The sequence below is a fragment of the Pedobacter segetis genome (assembly GCF_016623585.1).
Lineage (GTDB): Bacteria > Bacteroidota > Bacteroidia > Sphingobacteriales > Sphingobacteriaceae > Pseudopedobacter > Pseudopedobacter segetis.
The window spans coordinates 45,303-65,766 of the sequence record NZ_JAEHFY010000003.1; the positions used below are offsets into that span (position 1 = coordinate 45,303).

Genomic DNA, 20,464 nt, shown 5'->3' on the forward strand with positions numbered 1-20,464 from the left:
CCTAAAATAAACTTTATTTTCCTCTTCCCTCAAAAATAATTATAAATGTATAAAACATGATTTTAAAATCTAAGGCCAAAGACCTGTTTTCGATATAGATAATATCAAAAGTGAGGCGTTTGATCATTTGATCAATGTTTTCTGCATAACCATATTTTACCTGCCCCCAAGAGGTTATCCCGGGCAATACTTTTTGTAGATAAGTATAATGTGGTGCTATTTTCTTTATTTTTTCTATGTAAAAGGCCCTTTCTGGCCTTGGGCCAACAATAGACATATCTCCTTTTAAAACATTAAAAAACTGAGGCAATTCGTCTAATCTCAACTTTCTTAAAAACCGGCCAAGTTTAGTGACCCTATCATCATTGCTATTAGATAACTGTGGACCATTTTTTTCCGCATCTATAAACATTGTCCTGAACTTATAGATACTAAAAGGAATGCCTTTTTTGCCGATTCTTTCTTGTGAGTACAAGATGTCTCCTTCTGAGGTTAATTTTATCAATACGGCTATGATAGCAAATATAGGGCTTAAGATTATTAAGGTTAAGAGGCTAAAAGCGTAATCAAAGATCTTTTTGATGGTTCTTTGCCAAAAGGGCATGTAATCGTGGTTTAAGCTTATCAAAGGTATGGCAAATAGATAATCTACCTTTACAAATCCAGAAACCACATCGTACATATCGGGAATGATATTGATGTAAACATCTGTATGCTCTAAATCATCCAAAATAGATTTCAACTGGTGGTGTTGGGAGGTTTCTATGGCGATAATAACCTCTTCTACTTGGTAGGTCTCAATTATTTTTTGGATTTGAGCTAGGCCACCTAAATTTAGCCCATCTTTTATCTTGCCCAATTCTTTTTTGTTCTCTAAACAAACAAAGCCCAAAATTTGAAAACCCAAGGATTTTCTTTGTTCATTTATTTCTTGATAGAGTTGCAACGCTTTTGTATGGTTACCAATAATGATGGTTTTAAAACCTAAAACCTTATTTTGCAGTAACCTTTTTAGTATAGTTAATGTAATCAATCTTATAGCGTAGATAATCACAAAATGATAAAAGGCTATTTTTAGAGCGTTTATTATCAAATTGTTATTTATTTCTTTACCAAAATAAATGTTCACAAATATTAGGTAGATGACGGCTATAAAAACAGATTGGTTTAAAACAGTTTTAAACTCTTTAAACCTCGATTTTCTTAAAGGTTTATGGTAAACGCCCAAAAAACCATAGAAAAGCAGAAAACAGATACAGAATAAGATCAACGTAGAGAAAGAAAGATCAAATAATATCTGTGCAGATGTAAGCGAATAACAAAAAAATATTACCCCAAGCAAGTTACAGGAAATAAATAAAAGAGTAATTTTTTTTGACATAAATAAAAGGTACTGTTTATCAGGGCTTAGCTTATTTAATTTTTGTAAAGCTAAGAAATAAGCTAATAATTAGATCTTAGATTATATTTTTGGGCAATGGCATTTAAGTTTGTTGATAATTACAGGGAGCAGGGAGCAAGAAAAAAACTTGTGGAAGAACTGCGAAAAAAGGGAATTGAAAGTAAAGAGGTTTTGGCAGCAATTGGGCGTGTTAAAAGGCATTATTTTTTTGATGAAACCTTTTGGGCACAAGCTTATTTGGATAAGGCTTTCCCGATCGGAGAAGGCCAAACCATATCAAACCCTTATACCGTTGCTTACCAAAGCGAACTGTTGCATATCAAAAAAGGCGATAAAGTTTTAGAGATCGGTACAGGCTGCGGTTACCAAACTTGTATTTTGCTAGAGCTTGGCGCTAAAGTTTTCACAATAGAAAGACAGCAAAAACTATATGAAAGAACCAGTAAGGTTTTGCCCCACATTGGCTATAAGGCCAATTTCTTTTTGGGCGATGGGTCTAAAGGCATAAAAGAACATGCCCCTTTCGATAAGATCATCGTTACGGCGGGTGCGCCTTTGGTTCCGCAAATATTATTGAGGCAATTAAAAATAGGGGGCGTTTTAGTGATTCCCGTAGGAGATGAAAAAGAACAAAAAATGGTAACCGTTATAAGAGTGAGCGAAAATGATTTTGATAAAATTGTATTAGACACTTTTAGGTTTGTGCCATTATTGGGCGATCAGGCTTGGTAAGCGATTTAGTTTTTGTTTATATTTTCGGTGCTATCTACCACAACAAAAACATCTTCATTATCCCTTTTCATCAGATATTTTTCTCTGGCAAATTTTTCTAGGCTATTAACGTTTGTGGTTAATTCTTTCAGCTCTTTATCTGCCTTGGCAATTTCTGCGGTATAAAAATCCTTTTCTTCTTCTAGTTTCTCAACTTTAGTGCGGTAATCATATTGTGAAGCTACATCGTTTCTATCAAAAAAAAACATCCAAACCAAAAAAGCCATCCCTGCTAAGAAATACTTGTTTTTTATAAGGTTAAAGAGTCTTTTCATTTCGTATTAAAAATAGGGATAAAAAAAAATCATCGACCATATTTTTGTTCACTTCTAAACATTTAGAAATTGTAAAGAACACAAAGATGATTATAGGATATGCGGCTCCCCATTTTTTTTGTATAGTTCTGCTGCAAACAAAGAGATGGCGAAAACTGCGATAACCACAATGATCAACACCCAAAACCAAACGGTGTGCAATAATTCTGGCCCAGATAAATCACTAACTGGCGATCTACTGATATAAACATCTGGTTGTTTTTCTGAAGCAAAGCTTAAGGATTGCATTAAAATTAAGGCAAACGCAGTTAAACTAAATTTAAAGATCATTGGTTTTACAGACTTTTTCATTTATTCTTAATATTAGAAATCTTTTGATGTTTCAAAAACTTTCCCAAAAATAATAAGACAAAGCCGTAATCTAATATTTTTAGTGAAATAAATTTGAAAATTGCGTTTTTATGGATTTAAAACCCAAATTTTTTTAGTTTGTGATTTTTTGCTTGTTTATTGATAAGTTTGGGTAAAATCATTTTAAACATGATAGGGGATAAAACAAAGAGGCTTCTGTGGTCAAACGGAATAACCATCATAATGTTTGTACTCATTATGCCCATACTAATAAAACCAGGGGCTAAGGCAATATTAATCAAGGGTTTAATGGAAGTAGGTCTATTCCAACCTTCTGTATCTGAAGGGGCTAAAACATACCCGGTAATCAATAACAACAGCGTAGCTTTTAAAAGTGAGGATGGAGAAACCATTTCTTTAGAAGATCTAAAAGGAAAAGTAATATTCATCAATTTTTGGGCTACTTGGTGTATGCCTTGTATTGCAGAAATGGCAGCTATAAATAAAATGAACCAGCATTTTAAAAACGATGTAAATTTTGTGGTTTTAATGGTTGATGCCGACTCGGATTTTAAGAAATCTATAAAGTTTATGAGCAGAAAGAAGTATGATTTAAAGGTATTTATACCTGCAACCGAAATCCCGGGGGTAATGTTCCAACATTCTTTACCCACAACTTTGCTCATCAACAAAAAAGGACAAATTGTTTTTAAGCATGAAGGTGCGGCGGCTTTTAACAATAGAAAGTTTTTGGAATTTGTTGAAAAACAGCTCAAAGAATAAGCAGGGCATCGTATTTGATGGTTTAGCGAAAAATTAACAAATGAAGAATTTACTCATCATCTTATTGATAGCAATTACCGTTACCTCTTGTAAAGTAAAAAGTAAATTGCCCCAAAGCAGAACTGATTTTACTGGCGCAAAGGCAGATCTGGCAGGTTATAATGCCATTTATCAATTAGATACCAACGATCCTAAAATCATCGATAAAGCGTTTAGAAACATCAAAAATGCCTTGGCAGACCCACGTTTAAACGGAAAGTTGCATATAGAATTGGTTGCGTTTTCTGCCGGTACAGATGTGATGGTAAAAGGTAGCACCTATCAAAGCCAGCTTAAAGATTTATTGGATAAAGGTGTTATATTGGCGCAATGCCGCAATTCTTTGATAGAAAAAGGTTTAAAAGAAAACAGCATTTTCGATTTTGTTTCGATAGTGCCAAGTGGCAATGGAGAGCTTATTATTAGAGGTTCTCAAGGTTGGGTAATAATTAAGCCTTAATAAAGCATGGAAAATACATTTAAAAAGTTTGCTCCAAATCTGTCGGATCTAAGGCCCGAAGTGCAAGAAAAGGCTACCGAGATTGCGCATCAACTGGTGTTAGAAAAAGGTTTATCTAAACCAGAAGCCATTAAAGAGGGTATTAAGCAAGCAGAACTTTGGTTCTTAAACTCAGAAGGATAAAAATGTCAGAAACCCACCAGCATTGTTGTGATACAGAAAACCAAGAGCAGCCAAAACACAGCCATAATGACGGGCATAACCATGGCAGCGAATCCCAAAGTTGGGTAAGCCATTGGCCGCTATTAACCGCGTTTGCCATTTTATTGGTAATGCAAGTCTTGTATTTTGGTTTCAACATTAGTTTTACGCCTTACATTGATCCAATAATTTACGGGATAGCTTTGCTGTTGGCAGGTTATGATGTGTTTGCTTTGGCATGGCGAAAACTGAAAAGATTAGATCTTTTTAATGAGTTCTTTTTGATGAGCGTTGCCACAATTGGGGCTTTTGCCATTGGTTCTTATAGCGAAGGTGTGGCGGTAATGGTGTTCTACGCTATAGGAGAGTGGTTTCAGGATGTTGCGGTGAGCAACGCCAAAAGAAGCATCAAAGCATTATTGGATATTAGGCCAGATACGGTTTCTGTTTTGCGCAACGGAAAAATAGAAACCGTTAAACCGTCTGAAGTACAAATTGGCGATACCATCCAAATAAAACCCGGAGAAAAAGTTGCCTTAGATGGTGAATTGATTTCGGACAAAGCAACTTTTAATACGGCTGCATTAACCGGCGAAAGCAAACCAGATAGCAAAGAAAAAGGAGCTGCGGTTTATGCGGGAATGATCAACTTGAACACTTTAGCAGAAGTTAAAGTTAATGCCGAATTTAAGGATAGCAAGTTGAGCAAGATCTTGGAAATGGTGCAAGACGCTACCGCCCGTAAATCTCAAACCCAACTGTTTATATCTCGCTTTGCGAAAGTTTATACACCCATAGTTTTTGCTTTGGCGGTGCTGTTGGTTGCTTTGCCGTTCTTTTTTGTGAGCCATTATATCTTTAGCGATTGGCTTTACCGTGGATTGGTTTTTTTGGTTATCAGTTGCCCATGTGCCTTGGTAGTATCTATCCCGCTAGGTTATTTTGGCGGCATCGGTTTAGCTTCTAAACATGGGATCTTATTTAAAGGAGGCAATTTTTTAGATGTGATGACCCAAGTTGATACCATTGTAATGGATAAAACGGGTACGCTAACAAAAGGGGTTTTTGAGGTTCAAAAGGTGGTCGCCGTAAATATCGAAGAGCAAGAATTAGTTAAGATTACCTCAGCCATAGAAAGTAAATCTACGCATCCCATTGCTTTGGCCATAGCAAAATACGCAGGTGATGTTTTAAGCGGAATTGAAATAAGTTCTGTAGAAGAAATAGCGGGATATGGTTTAAAAGGCACCATCAATTCAAAAAATGTGTTGGCAGGGAACGTGAAATTGCTAGAAAAATTCAGTATCCCGTTTGATAAACAAATTAAGAATATCGACGAAAGTATAGTTACCATTGCCATTGATGGTATTTATGCGGGTTATATTATCATTGCAGATGAAATAAAAGAAGATGCAAAGCAAGCCATTGCAGATTTGCATAAAATGGGCATCAAAACAGTAATGCTAAGCGGCGATAAAGCTGGGGTGGTAAAAAAAGTCGCCCAGTTATTAAATATAGATCATGCCTACGGCGATTTATTGCCAGAAGATAAAGTGGCAAGAGTACAAGAATTAAAAGATGCAGGCAAGAGAATTGCCTTTACAGGCGATGGCGTAAATGATGCCCCTGTTATTGCCTTGGCAGATGCCGGGATTGCCATGGGCGGTTTGGGTAGCGATGCCACCATAGAAACCGCAGATGTGGTTATCCAAAACGACCAGCCTTCAAAGATCATCTCGGCCATAAAAATTGGCAAGCTTACCAAAAATATCGTTTGGCAAAATATTGCGCTGGCCATGGGCGTAAAAGTTTTGGTATTGGCATTGGGGGCCGGCGGCATTGCTACTTTATGGGAAGCCGTTATTGCAGATGTTGGCGTTGCCTTACTAGCGATTTTAAATGCGGTAAGGATACAAAGGATGAAAGTTTAGGAGCTTGAATTTATTAGAAAAGGGTGTTGTAAGCAATCTTACATTTGCTTTCATCCTTTGAACTACTGATATTTACAACAACATATAAATTACACCATTCGCTGCATTCTAGTTGTGATTTGCTTTCATTCTTTGAACTACTGATATTTACAACAACAAAATTCCATAGCTTAAAACGTGTACCTCCGCAAATGTGGGAAATGGCTAGCTATGTAAACATTGGTAAAACCGTAGAGCAGTTTGAGCAGGGAAGTAACCGTAACCGCATCCCAAACTACGAAAACATCCTAAAAGCATGGAAACGGGTTTGCGCCAATAAATCAGAGTATTATAGCGAAACCGTAGGAACATACGTTAAAACAACGGAAAAAACGGTAATTAAAGCGTACATCTACAAAGAACTATACATAATGTACGGTGTAACCGCTAAAACTTTCAAAAAATGGCTGAAAACAGCTAATATTGATATTCCGAGCTATTGCCGTACGCTTACCCCTATTAAGGTGCGTGAGATTTTTGAAAAATTAGAACTGCCAGCTTAACCGTTTTTAATACCCAATTATTGTTTATATTTGTGTAAACATTAAAAGCATGACTACTTTAACTATACAGATACCAGATAAAAAAGCAGGTTTAGCTAAACAGATTTTAAAAGAACTGGGAGCGGTTGTAATTAGCGGAAAAGAAAGTCCTTATAATGCAAAGTTTGTTGCTAAAATCAAAAAAAGTGATGAAGATATTAAACAGGGCCGCACTAAAAAAATTCCTATAAATGATTTATGGAAATAGAATATACCGCCCAAGCGCAAAACGATTTAAAGTTTTGGAAAAAATCTGGTAATAAAACCGTACAAAATAAAATAACCAAGCTACTCCAAGATATTGAGCAAACCCCTTTTACAGGGTTAGGCAAACCCGAAGCCTTAAAACATAACCTATCTGGTAAATGGAGCCGTCGTATAAATGCCGAACACCGCATAGTTTATACCGTTACAGAAAAAACAATCTACATCAACTCTTTAAAAGGGCATTATTAACTGTTTTCAATTAATTATTTTCATTTCTCATTTTTTATTCTCGCGTTTAGAGCGCAAACACAGTTGGAGCGATTCCAATTAACAAAAACATTCATAATATCCTAGGCAGGCGGTTGTAAGTACCGTATAACTTCCGTAATCCGGCTGTGTTTGAAGTGACCTAGGTATTTTATAAATTCTCAAAGTTATGCAAACACAGAAAAAAACAGTAACAGAGTTACTTAACCTATCAGCAGGTAAAACTACCGATCACATTATTTTAGCTTTAATGGATAGCCAAATGATGGATGACACGCCCGTAGAAAAAATGATTACCGCCGCACAATCTTATTTTCATTTGGTTGCCAACCTTAAAGGGATGGACGTACAAGTTGTAAACGCATTGTAAATGATGGAAACCATATTTGCGTATTACAGCGAGCTGGCCACAAAATACGATAACGGAAAACAGGCCGTAAAAAAGAACTCATCTTTAAATAACAGGCATGGAAGATAGTTCTGATAAAATTATGAGGCGAATAAACGTTTTATTTCCCTTAGAGTTTAGATGGTTAGCTACCGTTGTGATTTGCTTTCATTCTTTGAACTACTGATATTTACAACAACTGATTAAGCATAAATCTTGCTCACTACTTGTTGTGATTTGCTTTCATTCTTTGAACTACTGATATTTACAACAACAAAGCTGGTTGACGGCTTAAACCCAAACGAGTTGTGATTTGCTTTCATTCTTTGAACTACTGATATTTACAACAACGAGTACATGAAGTCAATGTTGCCCAAACAAGTTGTGATTTGCTTTCATTCTTTGAACTACTGATATTTACAACAACGCGGAACAGCTGGGTATTTTGCTTAACGGGTTGTGATTTGCTTTCATTCTTTGAACTACTGATATTTACAACAACGATGCTATCTTATTGTATGTCAGATACTCAGTTGTGATTTGCTTTCATTCTTTGAACTACTGATATTTACAACAACGAATATCTATTGACAGCCCCTGCTTTAGTTGTTGTGATTTGCTTTCATTCTTTGAACTACTGATATTTACAACAACTTTTGAAGCATCTACCAAAAACACCACCTAGTTGTGATTTGCTTTCATTCTTTGAACTACTGATATTTACAACAACCATATTCATCGCTCAATGTGTTTTTAATAGTTGTGATTTGCTTTCATTCTTTGAACTACTGATATTTACAACAAACATCATGTTGCTTTTGCATCTCGTCTAATAGTTGTGATTTGCTTTCATTCTTTGAACTACTGATATTTACAACAACAAAACCTATAAAGAGTTATTTCACTCCCTTGTTGTGATTTGCTTTCATTCTTTGAACTACTGATATTTACAACAACTAAGCTACGTTGCTGTTTAATAATGTTAACGTTGTGATTTGCTTTCATTCTTTGAACTACTGATATTTACAACAACTAACGTAACCAATGGTAGAACTTATCGATCGTTGTGATTTGCTTTCATTCTTTGAACTACTGATATTTACAACAACAAGTAATTAGCAAACTACAAACTATTAATAGTTGTGATTTGCTTTCATTCTTTGAACTACTGATATTTACAACAACGTCTTCATCCAATTGTTGAATAGGTCGCTTGTTGTGATTTGCTTTCATTCTTTGAACTACTGATATTTACAACAACTAGCGCATTAATGAGTATTGACGAAATAAAGTTGTGATTTGCTTTCATTCTTTGAACTACTGATATTTACAACAACCTTGTTGGGTAAATAAATGTTATATGAATGTTGTGATTTGCTTTCATTCTTTGAACTACTGATATTTACAACAACGCTGTTAATTTTGTTATCACCGCTCCGCTTGTTGTGATTTGCTTTCATTCTTTGAACTACTGATATTTACAACAACAACAATTGAGCGTTTATCTCCGGTAACAAGGTTGTGATTTGCTTTCATTCTTTGAACTACTGATATTTACAACAACCAGATTTAAAGTTTTTCCACTTACTCATAGTTGTGATTTGCTTTCATTCTTTGAACTACTGATATTTACAACAACTTTGTAATTCAATAAAATAACCATCATTCGGTTGTGATTTGCTTTCATTCTTTGAACTACTGATATTTACAACAACCGTATAGAACCACACCATTTTGATGATTAGTTGTGATTTGCTTTCATTCTTTGAACTACTGATATTTACAACAACATAGTTTAGGTAATCCCGATGCTACAGGTAGTTGTGATTTGCTTTCATTCTTTGAACTACTGATATTTACAACAACCGTGTGCTCACTAATATATTATCGTAATGAGTTGTGATTTGCTTTCATTCTTTGAACTACTGATATTTACAACAACAAATGACGGTTAATCTGAACATAAACAGAAGTTGTGATTTGCTTTCATTCTTTGAACTACTGATATTTACAACAACAGAAAAGTTTGCAAGCTTTTTAAACAAAGGTTGTGATTTGCTTTCATTCTTTGAACTACTGATATTTACAACAACGCTGTATTGCTTCAGTCTTAATATTTTTTAGTTGTGATTTGCTTTCATTCTTTGAACTACTGATATTTACAACAACAAATCTTCGGTGCATAGAATGATTTTAGAAGTTGTGATTTGCTTTCATTCTTTGAACTACTGATATTTACAACAACTTTAGCTTCTTTAATCAAAAAGAAGTAAGGTTGTGATTTGCTTTCATTCTTTGAACTACTGATATTTACAACAACATCATGTTTAGAGCAGATGTGTTTTGAGGAGTTGTGATTTGCTTTCATTCTTTGAACTACTGATATTTACAACAACAAATACCGAGATCAAAAGGTTAAATTCTAGTTGTGATTTGCTTTCATTCTTTGAACTACTGATATTTACAACAACAATGTGCGTACCGCCATCCGTTAATGATAGTTGTGATTTGCTTTCATTCTTTGAACTACTGATATTTACAACAACATAGCTAGGCAATTTACCGCAAGAATAGGGGTTGTGATTTGCTTTCATTCTTTGAACTACTGATATTTACAACAACTATCCCCTTTTGCGGCAGCGGCAGCAATTTGTTGTGATTTGCTTTCATTCTTTGAACTACTGATATTTACAACAACAATAGTTAACCAAAAAAATACCGATGATAAGTTGTGATTTGCTTTCATTCTTTGAACTACTGATATTTACAACAACAACTCTTAACCTGCTTTATTGCTTGATCAAGTTGTGATTTGCTTTCATTCTTTGAACTACTGATATTTACAACAACTTGGTTGAGTGAACCTAAAGCCGGTGTGATGTTGTGATTTGCTTTCATTCTTTGAACTACTGATATTTACAACAACATTTATTGGTTTCATCAGTAGGTACAGGAAGTTGTGATTTGCTTTCATTCTTTGAACTACTGATATTTACAACAACTTGCGTTTATCATATACTTTTACTTTTCAAGTTGTGATTTGCTTTCATTCTTTGAACTACTGATATTTACAACAACGTTCCGCTAGCAAGTCTTAACAGGGTTTGGGTTGTGATTTGCTTTCATTCTTTGAACTACTGATATTTACAACAACATTATTTCTTGTTAAATTTATTGCCCTGTGTTGTGATTTGCTTTCATTCTTTGAACTACTGATATTTACAACAACACGCTTTCCCACCACCTGTTAAATCATAGGGTTGTGATTTGCTTTCATTCTTTGAACTACTGATATTTACAACAACATAATAGAAGTAAAGAAGAACTATTAGGTGTTGTGATTTGCTTTCATTCTTTGAACTACTGATATTTACAACAACACAAACCATTCTCCGCCATTGCTTCGCCTAGTTGTGATTTGCTTTCATTCTTTGAACTACTGATATTTACAACAACCAATAAAAGCTTTAGGATCCAGAATCACCGGTTGTGATTTGCTTTCATTCTTTGAACTACTGATATTTACAACAACAATTCCATGTTCTTATCCAAAGCTTTGAGTGTTGTGATTTGCTTTCATTCTTTGAACTACTGATATTTACAACAACAATCTTTGCCTAATAATGCTAATGCGCTCAGTTGTGATTTGCTTTCATTCTTTGAACTACTGATATTTACAACAACATAGCAGTTAAACTATAAAACAAACTAAAAGTTGTGATTTGCTTTCATTCTTTGAACTACTGATATTTACAACAACCTTTTTGAAAAATGAATTAACTTGGCATAGTTGTGATTTGCTTTCATTCTTTGAACTACTGATATTTACAACAACCATTTTGAAGTTTCGCCGCCATCATGCACAGTTGTGATTTGCTTTCATTCTTTGAACTACTGATATTTACAACAACTATATAATTTGCTCCAATCCCCTTTGAGCAGTTGTGATTTGCTTTCATTCTTTGAACTACTGATATTTACAACAACTCAAATGGTTTGTATTCCTTAGTTCCAGATGTTGTGATTTGCTTTCATTCTTTGAACTACTGATATTTACAACAACTAGAACCAATTTTAAATGGGTTTTCTGATTGTTGTGATTTGCTTTCATTCTTTGAACTACTGATATTTACAACAACTGATATAAATACTTCCCCTGTAATACCTGCGGTTGTGATTTGCTTTCATTCTTTGAACTACTGATATTTACAACAACAAGAAGCTTTGGCGGATATTAAATTCTTGGTTGTGATTTGCTTTCATTCTTTGAACTACTGATATTTACAACAACTTTTCATGTTAAACTGCTTTTTTAACTAATGTTGTGATTTGCTTTCATTCTTTGAACTACTGATATTTACAACAACTTTTGTTGTTGCCATTGATTTATATATTTAGTTGTGATTTGCTTTCATTCTTTGAACTACTGATATTTACAACAACAATCCCACGTTGCAATTTTACAGGGTAATGTTGTGATTTGCTTTCATTCTTTGAACTACTGATATTTACAACAACCAAGAACACCCCAACAAATGTAATGAGTTAGTTGTGATTTGCTTTCATTCTTTGAACTACTGATATTTACAACAACATATTTTTTGTAAGATTCCACCTTGCTTAAGTTGTGATTTGCTTTCATTCTTTGAACTACTGATATTTACAACAACTATGTCTTGCTCTTGCATAACTTACTGATTGTTGTGATTTGCTTTCATTCTTTGAACTACTGATATTTACAACAACAATTGATGGTTTAGAGCATACTTTACAAATGTTGTGATTTGCTTTCATTCTTTGAACTACTGATATTTACAACAACAAGCAATGATAAAAAGAGAGAGCTAGCGCTGTTGTGATTTGCTTTCATTCTTTGAACTACTGATATTTACAACAACGCAATATGACGATGACCCTAGCGCATTAATGTTGTGATTTGCTTTCATTCTTTGAACTACTGATATTTACAACAACAGAGAATTTATAAAAAACTTAATTAAATAAGTTGTGATTTGCTTTCATTCTTTGAACTACTGATATTTACAACAACAATAGGTTTGAAAGCCCAAGATAGCGGAGCGTTGTGATTTGCTTTCATTCTTTGAACTACTGATATTTACAACAACCATTTCTTTATATAGGTGTTCTGTGTAATAGTTGTGATTTGCTTTCATTCTTTGAACTACTGATATTTACAACAACGATTAAATGTTCTATAAATACGATGATGATGTTGTGATTTGCTTTCATTCTTTGAACTACTGATATTTACAACAACGTGAATAGCTATCGGCTTTTTGTTTCGGCTGTTGTGATTTGCTTTCATTCTTTGAACTACTGATATTTACAACAACATGAGGCAAAGCCACGCACCGCAATTATGGGTTGTGATTTGCTTTCATTCTTTGAACTACTGATATTTACAACAACATACCTCGGTTCAAAATTTTGAATATCAGTAGTTTAAATTGAAAATTAGAATTAAAAAAATCGAAGGGTTTATTGCTCTTCGATTAAAATTCTAATCAATTTTCTAATCCTATCAAAAAAGTTCTAGCTGTTGGGGGGTGCTTGGCAATGTCTTTTCTGTTTTCCCGTGGAAAAGCTCCATCATTCCAAATTGTTTGTCAGTAATGGTCATGATGCCAATGTGCCCTTTTGCCGGTAAAATGTTTTTTACCCTTTTAATATGAACATCTGCATTTTCCCGGCTACTACAATGCCTTAAATAGATAGAAAATTGAAACATGGAGAAGCCATCCTGCAATATGCTCTTCCTAAATTTAGAGGCAATTTGCCTTTCTTTTTTAGTTTCTGTTGGGAGGTCGAAAAATACTAGTATCCACAAAATACGGTATTGGTTTAAACGCATAATTTAAAATGGCAGATTTTCTTCATCCGCATCATCTGTTTTGTAAATTCCCTGTTCTTCGGCGGCTATGCTTAATTTATTCTGCTGTTCATTGTAATTCTTTATTTTCTTAGCGTCAAAGTCTTTTATAAGTGGATAATTGATTTTCCGGATGGTGCCTTGGTAACACTTCGCTAACGATGCGGTGGTGTACTGTAAACCAACCATCAAAGGACTCGTTCCTTTTTCAAAACAAACATCAATACTGGCAATTCCTAATAATTGTGCTTTAATGTTTTGGCCCAACTCTAAGAAATTTTCTCCATTATCAATAATTCTCAAAACAATTTGATCTACAAAAGGTCGGTAAGGCTCCATTATATCATCTGCCAAACAGTAGGCATTATATTTATTGCGATGGTGGATGCCCAAGGTTGGCAGCAAGCCAGATGAGACTAAAGCCCTTGCCACAATTGCCCTTAAAATTGCATAACCATAGTTTAATAGATTATTAGGTGGGTCGCCTTCTCTGCCCCTAAAAAAATCTATTTTCTTCGGAAAAACATTTTTCCAATAATAAGCCGCCGCCCTACCTTCATAATTGTCTGGATCCCCACTTTTCACGGATCTTGCCCAATGCAGCATATTATCGCAAGCTATACCCCGCTCAAACAAAACCGCTGCCTGATTTAGGATTTTATATTGTACCGTCTGTTGCCATAATTGTTTCTTTAAAGGCTGGGAAGCATCGATTTGATGCCGAAACCTTTCACTTTGTGTATGATGGCCATCCATTGGCAACAATAAACCAACTGGCAGATGGCTTTTATCGCAAGTGATCAGTGCAACGTTATTGCTTAGCAGAGCCGCCATACAACCGTGGGTAATGGTAATTTGCTGATGGTCTAACACAATTACTCCAATATCCTCAATGGCTATCTTTTTCAAACCATCTTCGCCTAAAGATTTCAGATGGGGAAGGTCTATCTGTAATTGTTGGTTTTTTAAGTTGAGGTAGGCCGGATTGCTGATGTATAACGTACGCTTGATCATAGATGGTTTTTTTATGGGGATTAAACAAGTTCTAAGATTTACACATTTTTTTCATCAGTTTTTAAAGATAACCTCTATAAATCTATTACCTTTTTTATCTATAATGCTCACAAAATCAGAAATATGATCAGGTATTTTTGCTAAACGTTCTACATCCAAGGCAATTACCCCATCTTCATTAAAATACTCTTCTAATTCTAGGATGCTGTTTTCAATGGGTTTTATCAATTTATCATCGATCCATTTAGCGGGCAGGTTTTGTTTTTTGGTGATAAATGCGCCGTTCTCTATTGCGTTATCCAATATTTCGGGTGTAAGATGATGGTGCAGCAAATCATAAACGCCGTTATTGCTGCTGTTTTCAACCATGTCTCGGTAAAAATCATCCGCAGTAAAAAAATCACTGTCATCTTCATAATAAACACGGCTGATGTGGTTATCATCACTGTATTTTATCGAAAAGTATTCTGGAGTTACCAATTGGGTAAGGTATGCGGCATTGGTTTTGATCGGCGTTTTGCTCTCTTTCAATAAAGATATGGCAATGTGCACATTTTCCCAAGTTTCGGCTTTTTTCTCGATATGTGTGATCTCTGCTTGTAGTTCTACTGCACCAGAATCTAATAACCTACTCAATATTTCGTTAGATTCCATCGGTACAAAACCGATTTTTTCTTCGTTAAAATGCAGTGCTATGGCAAACTCATCATATTGGTTTTCTGGCTCTCTTACCAATTCTAACATATCGCCAACCTTCATCGCCTTCAATAGCTTTTCTCCTTTATAAAATCTAAAACCCCTCACAAAGCATTGCAAAATATAAATCTTCTGATAATTTTTTACCAGATGCAAAGGCAAAACAGAGACCCCAAATGCCCCGATGATGTTTTTGATGAAGAGGGAACGGTTCATGTTATGTTTTTTTTTGGATTTGTATTTTCAAGATATTCCACATCTACTTTGTCTTCTTTAACATAAAAAGCCACCATCAATATTTTAAGCTTCTGATGACTCTGTTGGAGATAGCCAAACTAAAAATGTTCGATTTCTTGGTTCTCCATTTTATGAAAGATTGAATTTTTACTTTCATAAGTACTTTTAATATTCTCCAATTTTTACTATTTGACCAATATGGTTAATTCTTACTTTTATTATGTTTTTAAGCAAATTTGTACTTTGATAGTGAAAGTAAGAATGTCCTGACAGTATTTTATTGGTATCCACATTAGTTTCCAAGTGATGCCTAAACATATAGTTTTTGGTGGCGATTTTTTGAACCCTAAATAAATTTGGACTAATTCGATTATTATTATCTGGGTTCAATAAATCATATTCATTAGGATCGAAATTTTCTGATGTAAAGACAAAATATTCATTCTGTTTCATGCTAAATAAAAATTGCCATCCTAAATCTTGATTAAAGCTTTTGTCAATAATCGGCAATTTCTGATTTACCCTTTCCACCGCCTCATAAAAAGAAACTACTTTTTCCTGTAAATCTCCATTTTTATCTTTATAAATTGCCACATGATGATTGTTGCCCGTACTCACATAGTCTGAGGGTACTGTTTTACCATCATCGTCTAAAACCAGGTTTCCTAAATGGTCAATTTTGTGGTGTAGAGCTTCTGCATTTTTTACACCACTAATTTTAGTTTTTTTAATGCTGATTCCTTTTGCTTCATTTAACCAAATTGGATTTTTATCCAGATTAGAAAAAGCTTCTTTAGGATTACTGTTAAAAGCTTCTAACCGATGGATCAAAATTCTTTTTATTCCTTCATCAACAACTTTTTCTATACTCTTTAAATCTTTAAAATTCTCTGGCGTAATATCTTTCCTGATACTAAAATCATCTTCAAGCCAAGTTAATTTAACTTTTTCTGGTAATTCAACAGTCTTTTCAGCATCAAGGTATATTGGGTTTTTGGTAGGACTATTTTTTCCGGTAAAGGCCTTTTTGGGGTCACCATCATACTCTCTTAATCTTTTTAATAGAGCTTCCTTTTCTTTAGGATTACCAACCATATTTATGGTCTGTTCGTCAAATTTGGCTGATATTTTTTCTTCTTTGCTTTTGTAAATTTTGTATTTTGAATAAACTGTTTCTTTATGGAGCTGCCCCCTTGGTGTCAATTCAGTTTTACTCTGTTCGCCTTTTGCCGATTTTGTTTTGTTCTTATTTTTAGTAACGACTTTGTTTTTAGCCTTTTGAGAAATCAGAACATTTTCCAAATGTTTTTTAGCTTCTTCTCTAAAATTATTTAAAGGGCATTTGAATTTTCTTTGTTTATTACCTTCATCATCTTTAATAATAACGGTTTCTTTTTCTTCTATTCCTTTAATATCATTTGAGATTTTATTTTCCTGATACCTTGCATTCAAATTATTCAAAAATTGAATGTGGCTATGCTTGGTAAAGGCAATGGTTAAAGCATCCATGGCATGATGCCTGTGGTCATTTCTTTTGGTCCAGTCGATTATTCTTTCTTTAAAACTGCCATCTTTCTTTTCAACCATTTCCGTAAGACCTAAAGATTTGTATTTACTGAAATTTAATTCCTGCATCACATTTATCAAGTCCCAATCTTCACGCAATCTGTCGGTAATACTGCCAGTTGTAGGCGTTACGGTTTTACAAATTTCTTGAAGCATATATCTCGCTTTCTTTGCGATATATTGGCTATCCCTTAAATCTCTATCAATAAAACCTTCTCCTATTTCTGAGCCTTTAAGTTTTAGCTTTTTAAGCTTGGCCTTACTTATTCCTTCTTCATTATTTTTATAATTTTCTTGATGAAGCATTTCTATTCTTGCAGTAAATTCCAGTAATTTTTCTTCGCCATATTTATCAAGGATATAATCAGCGGCAGTTTTATTTCCTTTATCTAAATTCACTAAACGTGGGACTAAAACTTTATTTGAAAAACTATCATCAAATAATCTTGACTGGGGTATAATATGGTCAACATCATACAATTTCGAGAAAATCTGATTTTTCTGAACGTACTCGTTAGTATATAAATCCTTGTAGCCGTTAAATTTCAACTCTTCGTAAAGTTTGTATCGGATAATATCATTACGAGTAGGGTTTGGAACGTTGAATTCAGTAACTAAAATTTCTCTTATTTTATCGTGTTTTAATTTTGCACTATTGATATTTGAGGTCATTTCCTCACGCTCCTTTGCATTTTTCTTTAACTCTCTCGCTAATTCTATCCTAATTTCATCGGGTTTCCCTAATGATGGTTCCGCAATAATTGCATTTACCACATTTACCATCTGATTAAGGATTTTTTCCACAACCGGATTTCTTAAACTGTTTTTTGGTAACAGTTCTAGTTTGTCTTTAAGAATTTTATTTTCAATTTCCTCTTTTGTTAAAGATGATGCCGAATGTCTATATTTTGCGGCTAAACAGGCTTTATCGTAGTGGAGTTCTTTAATAAACGGATATATATTTCTGATTGCCTTAGCACTTAAATTGCCGTAATCTGCCTGAAAAGTAACATTAGCCAATACTTTGGCAAACTCATTTTTGAAGCCAAATTTATATTCTAGTAATTTATAGAGTAGTTCATTGCCCGAAAAAGAATCGTCTTCAACATAAGAATACAAGAGGTGCCACAGTTGATAAGATTCTTGTTTTTCAAAGCCCTTTCCATCTAATTCAGCATTGAAGTACAAAATTTTAGTGCTGATATTTTGAGATTGAAAAAAAGATGAAATGGTGTCTTTTATTTCTTTAGAAGACATATTTAACCATTCTATTTCATCATGCCCTTCTAACTCCATCATTTTAAAATAAGCTTTATAAAGAGCTTGATTTGTTCTGTTACCTTCTAGTGTACTAAAGTTAAGTTCATAATCCCTTGGTTTGTATCCTAAAATCTCAAGACAGCTATCCTTAGACAGATTGCCTTTAATGTTTAGTTCATTAAATAGCAATTGCTTAGAATCGCTATCAAAAAGTCGAATTTCTCCAGATAATTTATTTTTTATTTTTAAGTTGTTAAGGTTTTGCCAAATTTTAAACTCCTGAAAAAGGGGAGAGGATTTAGGTGCAACTTTTAACCCTATCTTTTTTTGTTTTCTTAGTCCTTCTGATTCTACTTCAATAATTTTGTTTTCAAATTCGCATAAACTCACTAAACCTTTTTGTGATTTTAGCTTACGCTGATAAAAGATTACTACATCTCTGATTTCGACTTTTAATTCAGGTGTTAATTCTTGATGAAATTGAGCTTGCTTTTCCCAAATGGTTTCAAATTCATCTAAATAATCCTGACGGTAAAAAACCTGATTTTTGAGCTTATTGTGCTGGCTTTTTTGAAGTTGTTGATAAAGATATTCGCCAACAGTTTGCTTGTTGAAATAAAGTTCCTTGCTTCTGTCGCTAATTGCCCCCAAATACCCACTAGAACTATTGATGTTACTATTGATTTCTGTAATCACAAAAGCCACTTCTTCTATTGAAAGTTGTTTGGTTAATCCCTCACATCTCCATTGATAAGCTTGTGATTTTTTGTCTTCTCTTGTTCCTTTGGCCTCTGCGGTATAAGTTTTTGCAATTGCTAAAAAACGCTTCCGTGTACCCTCTTTACCTTGTCCAGTTATCGCTTTTTTTAGGTCTTCAGTTAATATTTCAGGATAAAACTGCTTTTGAAACTCCCAAATTTTATCCAGCTCACTTTGCAAATCTGAACGATAGAAATCTGGTATATCTTTCTTCCCATTTTTTAAAAGCTTAAAAGCATACTCACCCGGGGTAATGTTTTCTTCATATAATTGTTTAGCCACGGTCATTCCATCAATTGCTTGTCCGTCATTCTCATCTTTATTATTGATTTTTCTACTGCTTTTATAACCTCTTTTTTTATTTATCATCAATAAAACACGACAGAACTCTTCTTTTGAAATTTCCTCAGTGGCAGCTTTTGCTCTTAGAGCATATGTTTCGTGGGTAGTGTTTTTACCGTCTTCGGCTAAAATGGAATCAGAATTCAATAGATGATGCTCTTTTAAGATTTGAATAAGATTCTCTCTTCTTAGTTTATAGCGTTGTAAATTTCGTCTGGCACTTCTTTTTAAAGTTCTGTCTGCATTTGGTGACAGCCCTTTCCCAGAAGAAAAGTCAGATTCAGGATTTTTAGATTCAGTAACTTTTCCGTTTTTGTCAACTTTTGAAAAGTTTTCATATTGTATTATCCTGGCACCTATTTTCTCAATAGAAGAAACTTCAAATTCTGTTTCAGCTTCATTTACAAATGCCCAACCAATGGAAGTAGTACCCAAATCAAGTCCTAGGATTTTTTTCATATTTGTATGCAATTACATTTCTTTAAAACTAAAAATAAAAATGTAATTAATTTTACGGTTTCCCATATTTGGTTTTTAAATTTATTTTCTATCTTTATTTTCGAAAGCAAATCACAATAAGGATTATTCCGTTGTGAAAACATTTAAGGCGGGGCAACTCGCCTTTTTTCGTTTTAAAAATTTTGATAAGGGCTGTTTTCCATGGGGAGTCTGCTTTTTATCATCAGCTTTTTAAAAGACTATAATTTCAATATTTTAGCTGTTGTGGCTCATAAAAAATACCTTAAAGGATATAGTAAATTTATTTGATGATGTTTGTGAAAGAAGTTTGACTTCCATAACTTTAAGAGCTATTTATTATCTTGATAATTTAAAAAAGAAGTATATTTTTTTAGTTATTATCACTAAAAAGAGAATGTTAAGTTAAGGGCACATCTTAAGGTGGTTCTATCAGTCAGAATAAACTCCTTAAAAAAGAAGAGTACTAATAAATATGGTTCAGAGATTTTTTACAAAGAAAAAAAGAGAATATAAATGGTTTAAAACTGGCCTATTTGATTGCCTAACCAGTTGCTAGGCATGTTA

Annotated in this window: 16 protein-coding genes and 1 CRISPR repeat array; of the genes, 9 read left to right on the forward strand and 7 right to left on the reverse strand. The window is 33.9% G+C overall.

Annotated elements, in window-relative coordinates:
- Positions 1-13 precede the first annotated feature (13 nt).
- Entirely contained in the window at positions 14-1,381 is a 1,368-nt protein-coding gene (locus I5M32_RS02530; protein ID WP_200584608.1) for a sugar transferase, read from the reverse strand.
- A gap of 96 nt (positions 1,382-1,477) precedes the next feature.
- On the opposite strand from I5M32_RS02530, the gene I5M32_RS02535 reads away from it, so the two are divergent.
- The gene (locus I5M32_RS02535) at positions 1,478-2,134 is read left to right on the forward strand and encodes a protein-L-isoaspartate(D-aspartate) O-methyltransferase (RefSeq protein WP_200584609.1); all 657 of its coding nucleotides are present in this window, start codon (positions 1,478-1,480) and stop codon (positions 2,132-2,134) included.
- Positions 2,135-2,139: 5 nt separating this feature from the next.
- Here the strand turns inward: I5M32_RS02535 and I5M32_RS02540 are convergent, their stop codons facing one another.
- Both I5M32_RS02540 and I5M32_RS02545 read right to left on the reverse strand, forming a co-directional pair.
- Entirely contained in the window at positions 2,140-2,448 is a 309-nt protein-coding gene (locus I5M32_RS02540; RefSeq protein WP_200584610.1) for an FtsB family cell division protein, read from the reverse strand.
- Between the two features lie 90 nt (positions 2,449-2,538).
- Positions 2,539-2,799 (reverse strand): hypothetical protein, encoded by a 261-nt coding sequence (locus tag I5M32_RS02545; RefSeq protein ID WP_200584611.1) that lies wholly within the window; start codon positions 2,797-2,799, stop codon positions 2,539-2,541.
- A 243-nt stretch (positions 2,800-3,042) separates the two neighbouring features.
- On the opposite strand from I5M32_RS02545, the gene I5M32_RS02550 reads away from it, so the two are divergent.
- From I5M32_RS02550 to I5M32_RS02585, 8 genes are all read left to right on the forward strand, one after another.
- Positions 3,043-3,582 (forward strand): TlpA family protein disulfide reductase, encoded by a 540-nt coding sequence (locus I5M32_RS02550; RefSeq protein WP_200584612.1) that lies wholly within the window; start codon positions 3,043-3,045, stop codon positions 3,580-3,582.
- A gap of 40 nt (positions 3,583-3,622) precedes the next feature.
- Positions 3,623-4,081, forward strand: coding sequence for a DsrE family protein (locus tag I5M32_RS02555; RefSeq protein ID WP_200584613.1), 459 nt, complete (start codon positions 3,623-3,625; stop codon positions 4,079-4,081).
- 6 nt (positions 4,082-4,087) lie between these two features.
- The gene (locus I5M32_RS02560; protein WP_200584614.1) at positions 4,088-4,264 is read left to right on the forward strand and encodes a hypothetical protein; all 177 of its coding nucleotides are present in this window, start codon (positions 4,088-4,090) and stop codon (positions 4,262-4,264) included.
- 2 nt (positions 4,265-4,266) lie between these two features.
- On the forward strand, positions 4,267-6,213 hold the full coding sequence (locus tag I5M32_RS02565) for a heavy metal translocating P-type ATPase (RefSeq protein ID WP_200584615.1): 1,947 nt from the start codon (positions 4,267-4,269) through the stop codon (positions 6,211-6,213).
- A 119-nt stretch (positions 6,214-6,332) separates the two neighbouring features.
- Entirely contained in the window at positions 6,333-6,755 is a 423-nt protein-coding gene (locus I5M32_RS02570) for a hypothetical protein (RefSeq protein WP_200584616.1), read from the forward strand.
- Between the two features lie 49 nt (positions 6,756-6,804).
- A complete protein-coding gene (locus I5M32_RS02575; RefSeq protein WP_200584617.1) occupies positions 6,805-7,002 on the forward strand; it encodes a DUF2683 family protein in 198 nt (65 codons plus the stop codon).
- Entirely contained in the window at positions 6,993-7,250 is a 258-nt protein-coding gene (locus I5M32_RS02580; RefSeq protein ID WP_200584618.1) for a Txe/YoeB family addiction module toxin, read from the forward strand. The genes I5M32_RS02575 and I5M32_RS02580 overlap by 10 nt, the downstream gene beginning before the upstream one ends.
- Before the next feature lie 187 nt (positions 7,251-7,437).
- On the forward strand, positions 7,438-7,638 hold the full coding sequence (locus I5M32_RS02585; protein ID WP_200584619.1) for a hypothetical protein: 201 nt from the start codon (positions 7,438-7,440) through the stop codon (positions 7,636-7,638).
- A 172-nt stretch (positions 7,639-7,810) separates the two neighbouring features.
- A CRISPR array of direct repeats spans positions 7,811-13,086; the repeat unit is 46 nt; unit sequence GTTGTGATTTGCTTTCATTCTTTGAACTACTGATATTTACAACAAC.
- Positions 13,087-13,198: 112 nt separating this feature from the next.
- Here I5M32_RS02585 and cas2 read toward each other — a convergent pair.
- The 4 genes from cas2 to cas9 form a co-directional block, all read right to left on the reverse strand.
- Complete coding sequence (gene cas2, locus I5M32_RS02590) at positions 13,199-13,528, reverse strand: CRISPR-associated endonuclease Cas2 (RefSeq protein WP_200584620.1); 330 nt, start codon at positions 13,526-13,528, stop codon at positions 13,199-13,201.
- Positions 13,529-13,531: 3 nt separating this feature from the next.
- Positions 13,532-14,560, reverse strand: a complete 1,029-nt coding sequence (cas1, locus tag I5M32_RS02595; protein WP_200584621.1) for a type II CRISPR-associated endonuclease Cas1 — start codon at positions 14,558-14,560, stop codon at positions 13,532-13,534.
- A 54-nt stretch (positions 14,561-14,614) separates the two neighbouring features.
- Positions 14,615-15,472, reverse strand: coding sequence for an HIRAN domain-containing protein (locus tag I5M32_RS02600; RefSeq protein ID WP_200584622.1), 858 nt, complete (start codon positions 15,470-15,472; stop codon positions 14,615-14,617).
- 186 nt (positions 15,473-15,658) lie between these two features.
- A complete protein-coding gene (gene cas9 / locus I5M32_RS02605) occupies positions 15,659-19,879 on the reverse strand; it encodes a type II CRISPR RNA-guided endonuclease Cas9 (RefSeq protein WP_200584623.1) in 4,221 nt (1,406 codons plus the stop codon).
- Positions 19,880-20,464: the final 585 nt, after the last annotated feature.